At 75.2% G+C, this 16,770-nt stretch carries 15 protein-coding genes and 1 riboswitch; of the genes, 8 read left to right on the forward strand and 7 right to left on the reverse strand.

The genetic code is table 11. From position 1 onward, the window contains the following. The first annotated feature begins 108 nt into the window (after positions 1–108). Together trpD and B124_RS06580 are read left to right on the forward strand one after the other, a co-directional pair. On the forward strand, positions 109–1,176 hold the full coding sequence (gene trpD, locus B124_RS06575; protein WP_496501714.1) for an anthranilate phosphoribosyltransferase: 1,068 nt from the start codon (positions 109–111) through the stop codon (positions 1,174–1,176). Between the two features lie 105 nt (positions 1,177–1,281). After that, positions 1,282–1,399: riboswitch (SAM riboswitch) on the forward strand. Between the two features lie 243 nt (positions 1,400–1,642). Next, positions 1,643–3,010, forward strand: coding sequence for an aminotransferase class V-fold PLP-dependent enzyme (locus tag B124_RS06580; RefSeq protein WP_496501715.1), 1,368 nt, complete (start codon positions 1,643–1,645; stop codon positions 3,008–3,010). Positions 3,011–3,272: 262 nt separating this feature from the next. Here the strand turns inward: B124_RS06580 and B124_RS06585 are convergent, their stop codons facing one another. The 6 genes from B124_RS06585 to B124_RS06610 all read right to left on the reverse strand — a co-directional run bounded on the left by B124_RS06585 (position 3,273) and on the right by B124_RS06610 (position 8,868). After that, the gene (locus B124_RS06585) at positions 3,273–4,460 is read right to left on the reverse strand and encodes a glycerate kinase family protein (protein WP_496501716.1); all 1,188 of its coding nucleotides are present in this window, start codon (positions 4,458–4,460) and stop codon (positions 3,273–3,275) included. Positions 4,461–4,533: 73 nt separating this feature from the next. After that, complete coding sequence (locus B124_RS06590) at positions 4,534–5,958, reverse strand: SLC13 family permease (RefSeq protein WP_496501717.1); 1,425 nt, start codon at positions 5,956–5,958, stop codon at positions 4,534–4,536. A 93-nt stretch (positions 5,959–6,051) separates the two neighbouring features. Further along, positions 6,052–6,744 (reverse strand): response regulator transcription factor, encoded by a 693-nt coding sequence (locus B124_RS06595; RefSeq protein WP_496501718.1) that lies wholly within the window; start codon positions 6,742–6,744, stop codon positions 6,052–6,054. Next, positions 6,741–8,156 carry a sensor histidine kinase gene (locus B124_RS06600; protein WP_496501719.1) on the reverse strand — a complete coding sequence of 472 codons (1,416 nt, stop codon included), beginning with the start codon at positions 8,154–8,156 and terminating at the stop codon, positions 6,741–6,743. Before B124_RS06600 ends, B124_RS06595 begins: the two co-directional genes overlap by 4 nt. Before the next feature lie 3 nt (positions 8,157–8,159). Beyond that, entirely contained in the window at positions 8,160–8,501 is a 342-nt protein-coding gene (locus B124_RS06605) for a hypothetical protein (protein WP_496501720.1), read from the reverse strand. Positions 8,502–8,586: 85 nt separating this feature from the next. Continuing rightward, entirely contained in the window at positions 8,587–8,868 is a 282-nt protein-coding gene (locus B124_RS06610) for an Lrp/AsnC family transcriptional regulator (RefSeq protein WP_018837650.1), read from the reverse strand. A gap of 173 nt (positions 8,869–9,041) precedes the next feature. Here B124_RS06610 and B124_RS06615 point away from each other — a divergent pair, with 173 nt between their 5' ends. The 6 genes from B124_RS06615 (at position 9,042) to B124_RS06640 (ending at position 15,334) form a co-directional block, all read left to right on the forward strand. Further along, the gene (locus B124_RS06615; protein ID WP_496501721.1) at positions 9,042–10,400 is read left to right on the forward strand and encodes an NYN domain-containing protein; all 1,359 of its coding nucleotides are present in this window, start codon (positions 9,042–9,044) and stop codon (positions 10,398–10,400) included. A 305-nt stretch (positions 10,401–10,705) separates the two neighbouring features. Then, positions 10,706–11,728 (forward strand): C40 family peptidase, encoded by a 1,023-nt coding sequence (locus B124_RS06620; protein ID WP_496501722.1) that lies wholly within the window; start codon positions 10,706–10,708, stop codon positions 11,726–11,728. 190 nt (positions 11,729–11,918) lie between these two features. After that, the gene (locus B124_RS06625; RefSeq protein WP_496501723.1) at positions 11,919–12,986 is read left to right on the forward strand and encodes a C40 family peptidase; all 1,068 of its coding nucleotides are present in this window, start codon (positions 11,919–11,921) and stop codon (positions 12,984–12,986) included. Between the two features lie 280 nt (positions 12,987–13,266). Continuing rightward, the gene (locus tag B124_RS06630) at positions 13,267–14,511 is read left to right on the forward strand and encodes a hypothetical protein (RefSeq protein ID WP_496501724.1); all 1,245 of its coding nucleotides are present in this window, start codon (positions 13,267–13,269) and stop codon (positions 14,509–14,511) included. Between the two features lie 95 nt (positions 14,512–14,606). Next, positions 14,607–15,191 (forward strand): helix-turn-helix domain-containing protein, encoded by a 585-nt coding sequence (locus B124_RS06635; RefSeq protein ID WP_496501725.1) that lies wholly within the window; start codon positions 14,607–14,609, stop codon positions 15,189–15,191. A 17-nt stretch (positions 15,192–15,208) separates the two neighbouring features. Continuing rightward, positions 15,209–15,334 (forward strand): DUF6126 family protein, encoded by a 126-nt coding sequence (locus tag B124_RS06640; protein WP_496501726.1) that lies wholly within the window; start codon positions 15,209–15,211, stop codon positions 15,332–15,334. 37 nt (positions 15,335–15,371) lie between these two features. Here the strand turns inward: B124_RS06640 and B124_RS06645 are convergent, their stop codons facing one another. Beyond that, entirely contained in the window at positions 15,372–16,706 is a 1,335-nt protein-coding gene (locus B124_RS06645) for a glycosyltransferase 87 family protein (RefSeq protein WP_496501727.1), read from the reverse strand. Between the last annotated feature and the right edge of the window lie 64 nt (positions 16,707–16,770).

A 16,770-nucleotide genomic window follows, 5' to 3' on the forward strand; every position in this document is an offset into this window, starting at 1 on the left:
ATCACCGCCCGGGGCCCCCGTCCAGCAGTTGGACGGGGGCCCTTCGGCGTACTCTGCGGTCGATAGGCTGACGCCCGACAGCTGAGACGACCCACGGGACGGTGTGCCATGAGCGTGCAGACGGCAGCAGGAGGCGACAGCTCGGCGGCGCGTTCCTGGCCGGACGTCATCAGCGCGCTGATCGCCGGGCGGGATCTGACCGCGGAGGACACCGCCTGGGCCATGGACCAGATCATGTCGGGCGAGGCCAGCAACGTGCAGATCGCCGGGTTCGCGGTCGCGCTGCGCGCCAAGGGCGAGACGGTCGCGGAGCTCTCCGGGCTGGTGCGCACGATGTACGAGCACGCCCACACCATCGACGTCCCCGGCCCGACCGTGGACGTCGTGGGCACCGGCGGAGACCGGGCCCGTACCGTCAACATCTCCACCATGTCCGCGATCGTCGTCGCCGGGACCGGGGCGAAGGTCGTCAAGCACGGCAGCCGGGCCGCGTCCTCCGCCTCCGGCGCCTCCGACGTGCTGGAGAAGCTGGGGGTCAACCTCGACCTCACCCCCGCGCGGGTCGCCGAGGTCGCCGAGGAGGCCGGCATCACGTTCTGCTTCGCGGTGAAGTTCCACCCCGCGCTGCGGCACGTCGCGCAGACCCGCAAGGAGCTGGGCGTGGCCACCCCGTTCAACTTCCTCGGCCCGCTCACCAACCCGGCCCGGGTCGGGGCGCAGGCCACCGGTGTTGCGGACGCCCGGATGGCGCCGATCATGGCCGGTGTGCTGGCCGAGCGCGGCACCTCGGCGCTCGTCTTCCGCGGCGACGACGGGCTGGACGAGCTGACCACGACCGCCACCTCCCAGGTGTGGACCGTGCACGACGGCGCGGTGCGGCAGGAGAGCTTCGACCCGCGGGACGTGGGCATCGACCTGGTGCCGGTGGCGGCGCTGCGGGGCGCGGACGCCTCGTACAACGCCGATGTCGCCCGCCGGCTGCTGGCCGGCGAGACCGGCCCGGTGCGCGACGCGGTGCTGCTGAACGCGGCGGCGGCGCTCACGGCCCTGGCGCCGGAGGCGGACGGCACGCTGCCGGAGCGGATCGCGGCGGGCATCGTACGGGCCGCGGAGTCGATCGACTCGGGGGCGGCGCTGGCGGCGCTGGAGCGCTGGGTGGCGGCCAGCAACGCCTGAGGCGGGCGGGGCCGCGGGGCTTTTCGCCGTCGATTTCCGGAGAGTTGCGGACAGTCCGGGCAACCGGGTTGCGCCGCGGCTCCCCGGTGCGCATACTCCTGACCAGGTCACGAGCGACAGCGATCAAGGCCCCGGCCCGCTGTCCGGCAACCCTCCGTCCGTGGCGGGGTGCCCCGGGTGATGACCGGGCCGCAGGCAGCGAGGTCTGCGGCAAGCGCGGACCCCTCGCGAATCCAGGGGTCCTGGCCGGCCGAGGGAGTACCGCCGTGAGCAAGCGAATGCGCTAGGGGCCTGCCGCCCCGCCGCCGCTGCGCGCGTTTTCCCACCGGATCTCCGCCGGGGTCCTTCGGGGTCCTCCCGGATCCTCCCGGGTTCTCCGGGTTTCCGCCGGGCGTCGCGCGCGTCCTCTTCCGGGCCGTACGGGCCCGTCACCCCGCATCTTCACGCCTGCTCACGGGAGTTCCGCATGTCCGCGTCCACGCTCGCCTCCGCCTGTCTGCCCGTCCTCGGCCGCGACGTCCGCGCCCCGCTGGTCACCGGCGGCGACACCCAGTACGCCGCCCTGGACTACGCCGCCAGCGCCCCGGCGCTGCAGCGCGTCTGGGACGACGTCGCCGCCTACGCGCCGTACTACGGCAGCGTGCACCGCGGCGCCGGCTACCTCTCGCAACTGTCCACCGAGCTCTTCGAGTCCAGCCGGGCGACGGTGGCCGGGTTCCTCGGCTGCCGCCCCGACGACCAGGTCGTCTTCACCCGCTCCACCACCGACTCGCTCAACCTGCTGGCCGCCGCGGTGCCGCCGGGGACCGAGGTCTACGTCTTCGAGACCGAGCACCATGCCGCCCTGCTGCCCTGGCAGCAGCCCGGGTCCGCGGCCGGCCGGGTCACCGTGCTCGCCGCGCCCGGCAGCCCCGGGCAGGCCGTGGCGGCGCTGGACTCCGCGCTGGCCGCGCGGGTCGGCGACGGCCCCGCGCTGGTGTGCGTCACCGGCGCCTCGAACGTCACCGGTGAGCTGTGGCCCGTACGGGAGCTGACCGCGGCGGCGCACCGGCACGGAGCGCGGCTGGTGCTGGACGCGGCGCAGTTGGCGCCGCATCACCCGGTGGACGTGGCGGACCTGGGCGTGGACTGGGTGGCCTTCTCCGGGCACAAGCTGTACGCGCCTTTCGGCGCCGGGGTGCTCGCCGGCCGGGCGGACTGGCTTGAGGCGGCGCCGCCGTACCTCGCGGGCGGGGGCGCCAGCCGGCGGGTCGTGCGCGCCGCGGGCGGGGGAGTGGACGTCGAGTGGCAGACGACGGCGGCGCGGCACGAGGCGGGGTCGCCGAACGTCATCGGCGCGTACGCGATCGCGTCGGCGTGCAAGGCGCTGACGGAGGCCGGGTTCGACACGCTGGTGGCGCGGGAGCGGGCGCTGGTGGCGCGGGTGCTCGACGGGCTCGCGGCGCTGCCGGGGGTGCGGGTGCTGTCGCTGTTCGGCGCGGACGCGGAGCGGGTGGGGGTGATCTCGTTCGTGGTCGACGGCTGGCGCAGCGCGCATCTGGCGGCGGCGCTGTCGGCGGAGCACGGGATCGGGGTGCGGGACGGGCTGTTCTGCGCGCACCCGCTGGTGCGGGCGCTGCTCGGCGAGCCGGCCGGGTGCGGGACGGGGGCGGGGGACGGGGAGCGCCCGCTGAACGCGGTGCGGGTGAGCTTCGGGGCGGGGACGCCGGACGAGCACGTGGACCGGTTCCTGGCGGCGGTGGGGTCGCTGGTGCGCGACGGGGCGCGGTGGACGTACCACACGGTGGACGGCCGCTGCGTGCCCGCCTCCGGCGGGGAACCAGCGGCGGCCTGAACGCGGTGGCGGGCGCGGGGGCCTGCGGCGGCGCGCCGGACCGGGTGCGTGCCGGGTACGGTACGCGCCCGTCGTCACCGGCCTGCTCGAGCCGGCCCGCCGCAGGCGTGGCGGGTCCCGTCACCGCCCGTAGGTTGCCCGGTTGCCCGGTTGCCCGGATGGCCGGCTGCCCGGTGGGCGGCGTGCACGTCGCTACCCGGGCCGGGCCGTGCTCCGGGCAGCGCCGTGCGCGCCGCGTCCTGCCCGGCCCGGAGCCCGCGGCTTACCGCGCGTTGCGGCTCCCGGTCGCCGGCCGCGCCGCCAGCGTGCTGCCCAGCAGCACCATGCGCAGCGCCCGTTCGGCCGCGTCCGCGAGGAACTCCCGGGCGCGCAGCAGCGCTTCGGGCAGCGCCATCGGGCCCGGGATGATCGTGCCGTAGGCGTCGACGCCCGTGCCGTGGATCTCGTGCGCGCCCTCGCCGATCGTGCCGGCGAGCGCCAGCACCGGCCGGCCGTGGAGCTTGGCGCGGCGCGCCACCTCCGCGGGCACCTTGCCGCGCGGCGTCTGGTGGTCGAGGGCGCCCTCGGCGGTGATGACGAGGTCGGCGGCGGCCAGCCGGGCGTCGAGGTCGAGATGGCCGAGGAGCACTTCGAAGCGGGGCAGCAGGCGGGCGCCGACCGCCGCCAGACCCGCGCCGAGGCCGCCGGAGGCGCCGGTGCCGGCGCCGAGGCGCAGGTCCGTGCCGGGGGCCGGGAGGTCGCGGGTGAGGACGTCGGCCCAGCGGTCGAGGGCGGCGGCCAGCTCCTCGACCTGCCGCGCGGACGCGCCCTTCTGCGGGCCGAAGACGCGGGCGACGCCGCGGGGGCCGCACAGCACGTTGTACGGGTTGCAGGCCACCAGCAGCTCCGTCTCGGCGAGCCGCGGGTCGAGCCCGGCGGCGTCGATGCGCGCGAGGCGGGTGAGGGCGGCGCCGCCGGGGGCGACGGTGCGGCCTTCGGCGTCGGACAGCCGGGCGCCCAGCGCCGTCAGAGCGCCGGCGCCGCCGTCGGAGGTGCCGGAGTCGCCGCAGCCGACGATGATGCGGCGTACGCCGTGGTCGAGGGCGGCGCGGATCAACTGGCCGACCCCGTACGTCGTGGTGCCGCCCGGGTTGCGCCGGGGCCGGGGCACGAGGGCGAGGCCCGCGACGGCCGCCATCTCCACCACCGCCGTGACGCCGTCGCCGAGGAGCCCGAAGTGGGTCTCCAGCCGGTCGCCGAGCGGCCCGGTGGCGGTGTACGGGACGAGCCGCCCCCCGGTGGCGGCGGCCAGCGCCTGCGCCGTGCCCTCGCCGCCGTCCACGAGCGGGATCAGGTCGACGGCGGCGTCGGGCAGCACCCGGCCGACGCCTTCGGCGATGGCCTCGGCGGCGGCCTCGGCGGACAGGGACTCCTTGAAGCCGCTGGGAGCGACGACGACACGGTTGAGCATGAGCGGTCTCCTGAGGGTCGGAGGGTTTCGCGGAGCGGCAGTTGCCAAGCGGTGGGGCGGCCGGTGGCCGGGGTCAGCGGGCCGTGACCGGCACGCCGAGCAGCGGCCAGACGACGAGGGCGAACAGCAGCACCAGTCCGGCCGTCAGCGGGGCCAGCACCGCCGCCGTACGCAGCAGGTCCCGCGGCGTGTACGTGGGCACGCCCGGCACGCCGGAGAAGAGCGCGACGGGCTTGGCGGACGCGGGCAGCGTCTGGCAGAAGCCGGCCGCCGCGGTGGACGCCAGCGCGGCGGCCACCGGGTTGACCCCGGCGGCCAGCGCCGCCGCGATGACCAGCGGGACCAGCACGCTGGAGCGCGCGGAGCGCGACTGCAGCACGAGATGCGCGGCGGTGCTCACGGCGACCACCCCGGCGAGGAACGCCCACGCCGGCGTGCGGGAGCCGCCCGGGAGCCCGGAGACCAGCCACGCGGCGGCCTTCGACTCCGACAGCGCGATGCCCATCGCCATCGTCGCCGCCATGAACAGCAGCAGCGACCACGGCACCGTGTGCAGCGCGTCCTTCAGCCGTACGGTCCCTATCGCCGGTGACGCCGCGACCACCGCGCCGATCAGCGCCACGACCGCCGGCGGCACCCGGTGCAGCGGCTCGCTGCACCACAGCAGCACCACCGTGCCGAGCAGCAGCGTGCAGCGCTGCTCGGCCTGCGACAGCGGGCCGGTGACCGGCTGCTCGGCGTGTTCCTGGATCTGCTCGGCGGTCAGGTGCACCGGGCCCTTGCGGTCCGCGCGCTTCGTCGTCGTCAGCAGCACCACCTCGGCGGCGAGATGGGCGGTGGCGATCGCCAGCGGCAGCCCGAGCAGCAGCCACTTCGTGAAGCCGATCTGCTCGCCGGTCGCCTCCCACAGCACCGACACCGTGATCAGGTGGGCCCCGGCGCCGATGAGGGTCGCCACCGCGGAGAGCAGGATGACCGTGGGGAACAGCAGCGCCAGCATCACCACCAGCCGCCGCCGCTCGCCCAGCGCCCTGGCCAGGGCGAGGAACACCGGCAGTGCCAGCGCCGCCCGGCCGGAGGTGGCCGGCACGGCGAAGGCGGTGACGACGAGCGCCGCCGTCGTCAGATGCACCAACTGCCGTACGGAGCGCGCCCCGGTGACCAGGAACGCCGCCGCCCGGCCCGCCAGGCCCGTGCCCGCGACCGCGGCGGCGAGCACGAACGCGCAGATCAGCAGCCACACCGTCGCGTCGCCCAGGGTGCCGAACAGCGTCTCGCTGTCCAGCACCCCGGTGACGACGAGCGCGAGGCCCGCGCCCAGCGCGATGAACGTGTCGTCGATCGGCGTGCCGATCCAGGCGCAGGTCGCCAGGGCGAACACCGCGAGGGTCAGGCGCCCGTCGGCGGTCAGCCCCGGGGCGTTGCCCGGGGCGGCCAGCAGGGCGCAGATGCTGAGGGCCACGCACAACGTCGCGGCCTGGCGCAGGGAGAGGCTCACAGGAAAGAGCCTCGGCCGCGGCGGTGAGCCTGTGATGAGCCGAAGATTAAGGAGATTTCACCTTTTACCCTGAGGTCACCTGAAAGAGTGGCACTAGGGCATCTGGGGTTCATCCGGCCGGCGGGCCGGCAGCCGGTAGCCCATGCCGCGTACGGTCTCCACCCGCTCGGCGCCCACCTTCTTGCGCAGCGCCCGCACGTAGACGTCCACGATGTTGGAGCCCGGGTCGAAGTCGTAGCCCCACACATGGGAGAGGATCTGCTCGCGCGAGAGCACCTGCCCGGCGTGGCGCAGGAAGAGTTCGAGGAGGACGAACTCCCGGGCGGTCAGGTCCACCATGCGCCCGCCGGCCTGCGCCCGGCGCGTCCGCAGGTCGAGCGAGAGGTCGCCGTTGCGCAGCACGGTCACCTCCGGTGCCCGGGCGGCGGTACGCAGCCGCAGCCGCACCCGGGCGAGCAGTTCCTCGAAGCGGAACGGCTTGGTCATGTAGTCGTCGGCGCCGCCTTCGAGGCCCGCGACGGTGTCGGTGACCGACGCCCGCGCGGTGAGCACGATCACCGGCACCGACGAGCGCGCCTCGCGCAGTCGGCGCAGCACGGTGAAGCCGTCCAGGCCCGGCAGCCCGATGTCGAGGACGACCAGGTCGAAGCCTCCGGTGAGGGCGAACGCGTACGCGGTGTCGCCGTCCGCGGCGACGGTGGTGGTGAAGCCGTTGGCACGCAGCCCCTTCTCCACGAAGGAGGCGATGCGTTCCTCGTCCTCGGCGATGAGAATCCGGTTCGTCACAGGCCCTCCTGCAGGATCAGGGTGAAGGTGGCCCCGCCGCCTTCGGTGGGGCTGAGTGCGACACGCCCGCGGTGGCCCTCGGCGATGGCCTTGACGATGGCCAGGCCCAGGCCCGCGCCGCCGCCGCGGGAGCCGCGGCGCGCGGTGCCGCGGCGGAAGCGTTCGAAGATGAGGTCGGCGTCCTGCGGCGGGATGCCGGGGCCGCCGTCGGCCACGTACAGCTCGACGTGCCCGTCCGCGGTGCGCGAGCCGATGCGGATGCGCCCGCCGGGCGCGGTGTGCTGGACCGCGTTCTGGGCGAGCTGCACTATGGCCTGCGTGACGCGCTGCGGGTCGAGGCGCACCTCGCCCTCGGCGACCTCGCTCAGCTCCCAGTCCCGCTCGCCCAGCGTCCTGGCCTTGACGAACACGTCCGCGGTCAGCTCCGCCAACTGCACCGGCTCCGGGTCGACGAAGTCCGGCCGCTCGGCCTTGGCGAGCAGCAGCAGGTCCTCCACGATCCGGGTCATCCGGTCCAGCTCGTCGGTGACCAGCCGCAGCGTCTCCTCGCGCTCGGCCGGGTCCTCGCCCATCAGCTCCAGATGCCCGCGGACGATGGTGATCGGCGTCCGCAGCTCGTGCCCGGCGTCGTCGACGAACTCCCGCTGCGCGGCGAACGCCCGCTCCAGCCGGTCCAGCATCGCGTTGAACGTCGCCGCCAGCGCCGCCGTCTCGTCCCGGTCGGCGCGCCCGCGCACCGGGATCCGCCGGGTCAGGTCCTGCTCCGTCAACTGCGCGGCGGTCTCGCCGACCAGCCGTACGGGTGCGAGGATGCGGCCCGCCACCGCCCAGCCGGTGGCGCCGATCAGCACCAGCGCCACCGCCGAGATCGCCAGCATGATGACGAACACGTCGCCCACCTGCTCGCGTTCGCGCTCGGTGTGGATGGCGACGACGAACGCCGCCGCGTCCGGCTCGTCCTTCGCGCCGATGCCGATCTTGGCCCAGCGCACCTCGCCCGCGGCCCGGCCGAGACTGCCCGTACGGTCCCCGGACTCGAAGATCTCCCGGCGGCCCGCCTCGTCGGCCTGCAGCGGCCGGGACATCGTCAGGTCCCGCGACTGGACGAGCTGCGTCGGCCCTCCGCGGGGCTGGCGCACGAGGCCCAGCAGCTCCTCGTCCGGGTCGGCGTACTGCCGCTCCAGGAAGACCCGCAGCAACCGCTGCGGGTCGGAGAAGGGGCGGCTGGTCTCGGGGTCGACACCCCGCTCGTAGAGGTTGGCGAACTCCCGCGTCTCCTGCGCCAGCAGCCGGTCGACCCGGTGCTCCAGGTCGCGCAGCAGGATCGAGCGCGTGGTGCCGGCGACGGCGGCGAGGGCCGCGGTCATCACCACCAGCAGCCAGAGCAGGATGCGGGCACGTGCGGAGATCATCGATCAGTCGTCGGACTCGTCGTCGTCGCCGTTGCCGCCGTTGCCGCCGTTGTCGTCCCCGGCGTCGTCCCCGCCGTCGTCGTCGCCGGCGTCGCCGGTGCCGCCCGACGGATCGGTGGTGGGCCCGTCGCGTACCGGCGGCGGCGAGACCACCTCGTCGCTCGGCGAGCCGGCGGGCGACGGCGAGGTGGAGTCCGCGGGGGAGGAGGGGCTGCCCTCCATCTCCACCCGGGCGGGCGGAGCGGGGTCCTCCGCGTCGTCGGTGAGGGCGTAGCTGGTCACGGCGACGCCCAGCGGGATCGCCACCACCGCGGTCAGTGCGGCCATGCGCTGCGAGAAAGCCATGCCCACGAGGCTGCGGCCGGCAGCCGCGGCACGGCGTGAAGGGCGGATGAGAGATTCTTCATCTACGGCCCCGGGCGGCCCCGCGCTACTCCTCCAGGCCGATCGCGAACGCGGCTTCGAGGTCGTGCTGCGAGTACGTACGGAAGGAGATGTGCGTCTCCGTGGCCGCCACGCCCGGCACCTTGCTGATCCTGCCCGGGATCACGTCGGCCAGATCGTCGTGGCGCGCGACCCGGACGATGGCGATCAGGTCGTGTGCCCCCGTGACCGAGTACACCTCGCTGACCCCGTCGATCGCGGCGATCGACTCCGCGATCTCGGGAATGCGGTCCACGTCGGTGTTGATCAGAACGATCGCAGTGATCATGTGTTCGCTCTCCCTCTCGGACCCGCGTGCGGCGCTCACTCTATCTGTCTGCCTAAGACCTCGCTCCAGGTCGTAGGGTGGGGGCACGGCCTGCGACGACGGCCGGTGGGCCGGCGCCGGCGCCGGACGGCCCGGCCGAAGCCGCGGGGATCGCTGAGGCGGAAGGGTGACCGGTGGTGGAGCCGAGGGAAGGCCCGGGCGTCTCCTCCGAGGAGGGCGCGGCCGAGGTGCTCGACGGCCCGCTGCCCGAGGGCGTGCGCCGCCGGATCGTCACGCTGGCCGACGAGTGCTTCGGCGCGCTGACCGTCGCCGAGTTGCCCTCGCAACTGCGCCAGTACGCCCGTTTCACCCCGTCCCGCCGCGCCAAGCTCGCCGGCAACGCGATCGCCGCCGCGCTGGCGGGCGACGCCGGCTTCCGCGACCGGATCGCCGAGCGGGCCGCGGACCTCCAGCCCGAGCTGGCCGACGCGGTGCGCGGCGGCAGCCCGCCGGCCGCCGCCGAGCCGGTCGACGTCGCGGCGATCGCGTACCTGCTGCGCCCCCCGGGCTGGGTCAAGCTCATCGCCGCCGCCGGCGAGGAGGAGCAGCGCGCCGGCGCCGAGCGGGCCGGCGAGGAGGCCGCCCGCGAGCTGGCCCGGCTGCGTACGGAGCTGGCCGAGGCCCGCGCCGCGGCCCGCGGCGAGTCGGAGCGTACGAAGCACGAACTGGAGGCGCTGCGGCGCGAGAACGAGGGCCTGAACCGACGGCTGCGCAGCGCGCTCAGCGACGTCAAGCGCGGCGAGGCCGCCGTGCGCAAGCTGCAGCAGGAGACCGCCACCGACCGCGAGGAGGCCGCGGTGCAACTGGCCGCGGCCGAGAGCGAGGCCCGCCGGCTGCGCGCCCGCCTCGGCGAGGCCGAGTCCGGCCTGGAGGCCAGCCGCCGGGCGGCCCGCGAGGGGCGCAGCGTGGCGGACATGCGCGTACGGCTCCTCCTCGACACCGTCCTCGACGCCGCCCAAGGGCTCCGCCGCGAACTCGCCCTGCCGCCCACCCGGATGACTCCCGCCGACACCGTCCGCGCGGTCGAGCCCGGCACGATGTCCCCGAAGGACGTGGCCGCCCGCGCGCTGTCCGCCACCGACCCGGCGCTGCTCGACCAACTGCTCGCCCTGCCGCAGGCGCACATGGTCGTCGACGGCTACAACGTCACCAAGACCGGTTATCCCACCCTCCCGTTGGAGAAGCAGCGCCTGCGCCTCCTCGGCGGCCTCGCCGGCCTCGCCGCGCAGACCGGCGCGGAGATGACGTGCGTCTTCGACGGCGCGGAACTCGCCGCGCCGGTGCTGCTCGCGCCGCCGCGCGGCGTGCGGGTGCTGTTCAGCAAGCCGGGCGAGACCGCCGACGAGCTGATCCGCCGGCTCGTCCGGGCCGAACCCGCCGGCCGGCCCGTCGTGGTGGTCTCCGCCGACCGCGAGGTCGCCGACGGCGTCGCCGCCGCGGGGGCCCGGCCCGTGTCCTCCGCGCTGCTCCTCAAGCGGCTCGGGCGGAGCTGAAAACCCGAGGAAAAGCGGGCGAGTTCGGACAACAACGCCGTCTCTCCCGGGTGCGGACAGTTCGCCGCTCCGAGTCCAACTCGTTGTCGAACAGTGACTACTGCCCGTGTGAGATAAGTAAAGAAACGCGCTTCGGGGGGACTTTTTTGCCGGAGGGATTTGAACGGATCACCGGTGCGTCGTTAGTGTCTGGCCCGAACCTTCGTGCTGTCGATCGCTCAACCGGGGCGACGGCGAAGGTCCCGCCGGTACCGGGGCACCCCAACGCCACGGTCGGGCGGCTGGAGGAAGAGGAGCTCGCCTTCGTGGCGTCCCACCGTCGACCGAAGCAGCCGAACCGGGCCAGGGTCACCGTCTTCACCGCGACCGCCGCCGCAGCCGTCGCCCTCTCCACCCAGAGCGCGCACGCCGCCCCCGACAAGGACGACGTCAAGCGGCAGGTGGACAACCTCTACGAGGACGCCGAGCGCGCCACGGAGAAGTACAACGGCGCCAAGGAGCGGCAGGACAAGCTCGAAGAGGACGTCGAGGAGCTGCAGGACAAGGCCGCCCGCGGCCAGCAGGAGCTCAACGACCTCCGCGACGGCCTCGGTTCGCTGGCCACCGCGCAGTACCGCAGCGGCAGCATCGACCCCTCCGTACAGCTCTTCCTCTCCTCCGACCCGGACACCTATCTGGACAAGGCGTCCACGATGGACCGGGTCACCGGCCAGCAGGCCGAGGCCCTGGAGCGCATCGCCGACAAGCAGCGCAGCCTCGCGCAGCAGCGCCAGGAGGCGGGCGAGAAGCTCAAGGACCTGGAGGAGACCCGCAAGGAGCTGGGCTCCCAGAAGAAGAAGGTCCAGGACAAGCTGAGCGAGGCCCGCGCCCTGCTCAACGAGCTGACCGCGGAGGAGCAGGCCGCGCTCCTGGAGGAGGAGCAGCGCGCCAGCCGCGAGGCGGAGGACCGCGTCGACCTCGGCGACCTTCCCCCGGGCTCGTCGCACGGCGCCGCCGCCCTGGCCGCGGCGCAGAGCAAGCTGGGCGCCCCGTACGTCTACGGCGCCACCGGCCCCAGCTCCTTCGACTGCTCCGGCCTCACCGGCTGGGCCTTCTCGCAGGCCGGCGTCTCGCTGCCGCGTATCTCGCAGGACCAGGCCAACGTCGGTACCCGGATATCCTCCTCCAGCGCACTGCAGCCCGGCGACCTCGTGTTCTTCTACAGCGACCTGCACCACGTGGGCATCTACGCCGGCAACGGCCAGATCATCCACGCCCCGAAGCCGGGTGCCGTGGTGCGCTACGAGGCCGTCGGCAACATGCCGTTCATGTGGGGCGCGCGGGTCTGAGGGGCTTCCCCGGCCGGTACGTTTCCCGTTGGTCAGGGCACGGTCGCCCGTCATGCCGCCCGTTCGGGCGAATTGCCGGCCCGGCGCGTTTCGAACGCTCCGTGGGTGACCTGCGTCGGCACCGTGGCGCCGACATCGCGCCGACGGGCGGTTCTTGGCGGTGCGTAGTCGCGTGGTTACTGTCTGTCGCGTGTCAGTACATCGACGATCCACCCGGCCCGGCGGTGCCGGCCGGCTGCGTACCGGCGTCCTCACCGCCGCCGCGGCGGCGGCGCTGTCCGGCTCGCCCGCCGTCTTCTCCGGCCTCTCCGACGGGGCTCTCGCCGCTCCCGACGACCACGCCGAGGCCAGGGAGCGCGTACACGACCTCTACGCCCAGGCCGAGCGGGCCACCGAGAAGTTCAACGCGGCCAGGGAGCGCACCGAGGAACTGCGCCGCAAGGCGGAGCGGTTGCAGGACCGCGCCGCCCGCGACCTCGCCCGGATCAACCGGATGCGTACCGAACTCGGCTCGCTCGCCGGTGCGCAGTACCGTTCCGGAGGCATCGACCCCAAGCTGACCCTGATCCTCTCCGAGAGCCCCGAGGGGTATCTGGAGAAGGCCGCCACCCTGGAGCGCATCGGCGCCCTGCAGAGCGGCCGGCTGCGCCAACTCATCGGTCTGCAGCGCCGGCTGGAGCAGCAGCGCGTACGGGCCCGCGACACGCTCGCGGAACTGGAGCGCGAGCGGGACGCGCTGGCCGGGCACAAGCGTGAGGTCACCGACCGGCTCGCGCAGGCGCAGCGGCTCCTCAACTCGCTGCCGGAGCGCGAGCGCCCCGAGACCGTCAGCAGCCGCGCCTCCCGCTCCGCGCCGGCGCCCGCCGACCTCGCCCCGGCCCCGGCCCCGGCCCCGACCCCGGCGCCGGCCTCCGGCCGCGGCGCGCTCGCGGTGGCCGCGGCGCGGGGCGTGCTCGGCACCCCGTACGTGTGGGGCGGCGCGGCCCCCGGCGGGTTCGACTGCTCGGGGCTGACGCAGTGGGCCTACGCCCAGGCCGGGGTGTCGATCCCGCGCACGTCGCAGGCGCAGCGCTACGCGGGCCGCCAGGTGCCGCTGGGCGCGGCGCAGCCGGGGGACCTGGTGACGTACCGGGCGGACGCGAGCCATGTGGCGATGTACGTGGGCGGCGGCCAGGTGGTGCACGCCCCTTACCCGGGTGCGGTGGTGCGCTACGACCCGGTGGGGATGATGCCGGTCGCGTCGGTGACGCGACCGTAGCCGGCGGCCGGCGCACGCGCCCCGCGGCGCGCATGCCGCACCCGTGCGTATCCCGCGCCGCGGTGCACCCCCGCCGGTACGTACCCCCGCCGCGGTGCAACCCCGCCCCTCCGTACCCCGCGCCGCTGTGCACCCCGCCCCTGCGAACCCCGTCCCGCTGCGCGTCCCGCTCAATTCGCCCCGCCCCCACGTTCCCCGCACTCCCGCCCAAGGGTAGGCGGCCCCTCTGACATCGCCGTCCCGGTCACCCGTGCCCACCCCGTCGACGTACTCTCGGGGCGTGGCAGGCGTGCGGACCGTGGTGCTGGTGCTCTGTGCCGGGCTGGTCGCCGTGCTGCTCGCCGGCTGCGGCGAGGACGACGGGCCGCCCGCGGGCGACGCCGCACGCGCCGTCGCCGCCCTGCTCCGGCAGCGCTCCGCCGCCGTCCGCGACGGCGACGAGGCCGCCTTCCTGCGCACCGTCGACCCCCAGGCCGGCCCGTACCGGCAGCAGCAGCGCACCGCCTTCCGCAACCTCGACGCCCTCCCCCTCGCCGCCTGGACCCTCCGCCTCGACGGCCCCCTGCCCGACGAAGGCACCCGCGCCACCGCCGACGTCCGCCTGACCTACCGCCTGCGCGGCTACGACCCCGGTGACGCGACCGCCGGCCAGCGGCTGGAGTTCGTACGCCGCGACGGCCGCTGGTACGTGGCGGGACCCGCGCCCGGCAGCCGGCCGCAGCTCTGGGACCAGGGCCCCATGACCGTCGTACGCGGTACGCACAGCCTCGTGCTCGGCGTCGGCCGCCCCGAGGCCGGACTGCGCGGTGTCGCCGCCGTCGCCGACCGCGCCGTGCCCGACGTGTCCGCCGCGTGGGGCGGTAAGTGGGCGCGCCGCGTCGTGGTGGTGGTGCCCGCGTCGCAGGCCGCCATGGGGGAGCTTCTCGGGGCGGGGCCGGCGGACTACGCGGGCGTCGCCGCCGTCACCACGGGCCGGAGCCAGGACCGCGCCGCCCCCGACAATGCCGGCCCTGACCGCGCCTCCGCCGACCGCGTCGTCGTCAACCCCGAGGCGTACGACACCCTCGGCAGCCTCGGCCGGCGCATCGTCCTCGCCCACGAGACCGTCCACGTCGCCACCCGCGCCCACACCTCCAAGGCCACGCCCCTCTGGCTCTCCGAGGGCTTCGCGGACCGGGTGGCCTTCGGCGCCGCCGGCCGCGGCCCACGCCAGGGCGCGCCCGAACTCGCCCGCGCCGTCGCCGCCGGCCGGCTGCCCCGGGAGCTGCCCGCCGACGCCGACTTCTCCCGCGCCGCGAGCGGCGACGGCGACCGGGCGGCGGAGGCGTACGGCGCGGCGTGGCTGGCGGCGCGGATGATCGCGGACGAGTGGGGCGAGGACCGGCTCGTGGCGCTCTACCGTGCCACGGGCGCGGCGGAGTCCCGCGCGCAGGCGGCCGGCCCGGTGCTGCGGGCGCAGCTGGGCGTGGGGCCCGGGGAGTTCACGCGGCGGTGGCGGGCGTATCTGGCACGGGAGTTGGGCTAGCGGGCCCGTCGGGGCACGGAAGGGCCGCGACCGGGATCAATTGCCTGAGAGGCAAGAAATTTGACTCTCAGGCATATCACTGGCTCAATGACACCATGAGCGCCGACCACCCCCAGGCGCCGCGGCTACGAGAGTTGCGGCGCCGCGCCGGCCTGACGCTGGAGGCTGCCGCCACCAGGGCCGAGCTGTCGCCTGCCCACCTCTCCCGGCTGGAGACCGGACAGCGCCAGCCCTCACTTCCGGTGCTGCTCAAGCTGGCCCGCGGCTACGGTACGACGGTCTCCGAGCTGCTCGGCGAGGCGCCCCCCGCGCAGACGTCGGTCGTCCGGGGCGCCGGCACCCCCGTACGGGAGGCCGGCGGCTGGTCGTACTGGCAGGCCGGCTCCGCGGACCGGGGGATGCAGGCGCTGCGGGTGCACGTGCCGTACGACGCCGCGCAGCGCGACACCGTCCGCGTCCACCCCGGCGAGGAGTGGCTGTACGTGCTCAAGGGGCGGATGCACCTCGGGCTCGGCGACACCGAGCACCGGCTCGACCCGGGCGACAGCGCCCACTTCGACTCCCTCACCCCGCACCGCATCGAGGCCGCCGCACCCGGCGGGCTCGACCTGCTCTTCGTGCACACGCTGCTGCAGAGCGCCGTCGCCGATCTGTGCCTCGGCGGCACCGCCCGGCACTGACCCCAAGGAGAACCGCAGTGTCCAAGCGGATAGAGGAAAGATTCCCCCGCGGGCTGGTGATCCGCCTCCTGCTCTACGTCTTCGTCGGCCACCTCTTCGCCGGGTTCCTGTACCTCCTCTTCGCGGTGGGCGGCGGCTCGTAGCCGGGCCGCCCGCGGGCGGGGGATGCGGTACGGGCCGTCACCACGTCAGCGTCTCGCCCTCCGGCGCAGACCCAGACGCAGACGCAGACCCACCCCCGGATCCGGCCCCCGATCCGGCCTCCGATCCAGCGCCCGGCGCCGTACGCCCCCGCTGCCGCGGCACCCCGGCGTGCCCGTCCCGCGCGCGCCGCTCCGGCTCCGTGACCGTCGACCGCCACAGCCGCCGGCACGCCACCGCCGTCGCCGCGACCAGCAGCCCGTTCCGCAGCGCCAGCAGCGCGATCCCGGACCAGGTGCTCCCCACGACCTCCCCGAACCACACCGGGAACTCCGCCAGCGTCACCCCCGTCGCCGCCAGCACAAGACCGGCCGGCAGCGCCATCCGTACCGCCCGCAGCGTCAGGCAGACGGCGGCCAGGCCGACGAGCCAGATCAGGTACTGCGGGCTGATCACCCGGCTCGTCGTGGTGAACAGCAGCGTCCCCGCGAACGCCGCCTCGCACCCCGTCGTCGCCGTGAACTCCCGCGCCCGCAGCCGCCACAGCACCAGCCACCCCATCGCCAGCGCCGAGAGCCCCAGCGCCAGATCGCTGACCAGGCCGACGCCGGGGCCGAGGAACTCCATGGAGCCGTAGTGCAGTTGTACGGTGCCGTCCCAGCCGTGGTGCCGGCCGACGTGGAAGACCAGCGCGCCCAGCGACTCCACCTCCGTGCCGCGGTCGCGCTGCGCGGTGACGAAGTCGAACGCCCCCGGCAGCGCGACGGCCGCCAGCAGCGCCACCCCCGCGGCCGTCCCCGCCGCCGCGCCCCACGACAGCCGCGCCGCCCGCCCGCGCGCCGCCCCGAGCAGCACCAGCGCAGGCCACACCTTCAGCATCACGCCGAACCCCGCCAGCGCCCCCGCCACCCCCGGCCGCCGGGCCGCGGCCAGCAGCGCCGCGACGGCGACGGCGGTGACCATCACGTCGTACCGCGCGTACGCGGTCGGCCCCAGCAGCGGCACCCCCGCCACCCAGAACCACGCCCCCGCCCGCGACCGCCCCGCCTGCGACAGACCGACCCCGGCCCGCAGCAGCAGCGCCAGCACCGCCGCGTCCGCCGCGCAGGCCAGCGCGAAGAAGGCGGGCGCGTAGCCGAGGAACGGCAGCAGACCGGGGGAGAGCACCGGCAGAGCCGCGCCCGGCGGGTACTGCCAGCTCACGTCGTCCACGGGGAACGTGCCGGTGCGCAGCACCTCGTACCAGCCGTGGTAGATCACCTCGACGTCGCTGGTGACGTCGGGACCGGGCAGCGTGACCACCTGGAGCACGAGCAGCAGCAGACCCGCGCGGGTCAGCGCCCACGCCGCGACCGGCGCCGCGACCCGTGCCATGGCTCGACCTCCGCCCCCGTGTACGTCCGACGACACTACGGCACGGCCCCGCCCGGCCGCAGGC

It is taken from the genome of Streptomyces sp. CNP082, from assembly GCF_059570535.1.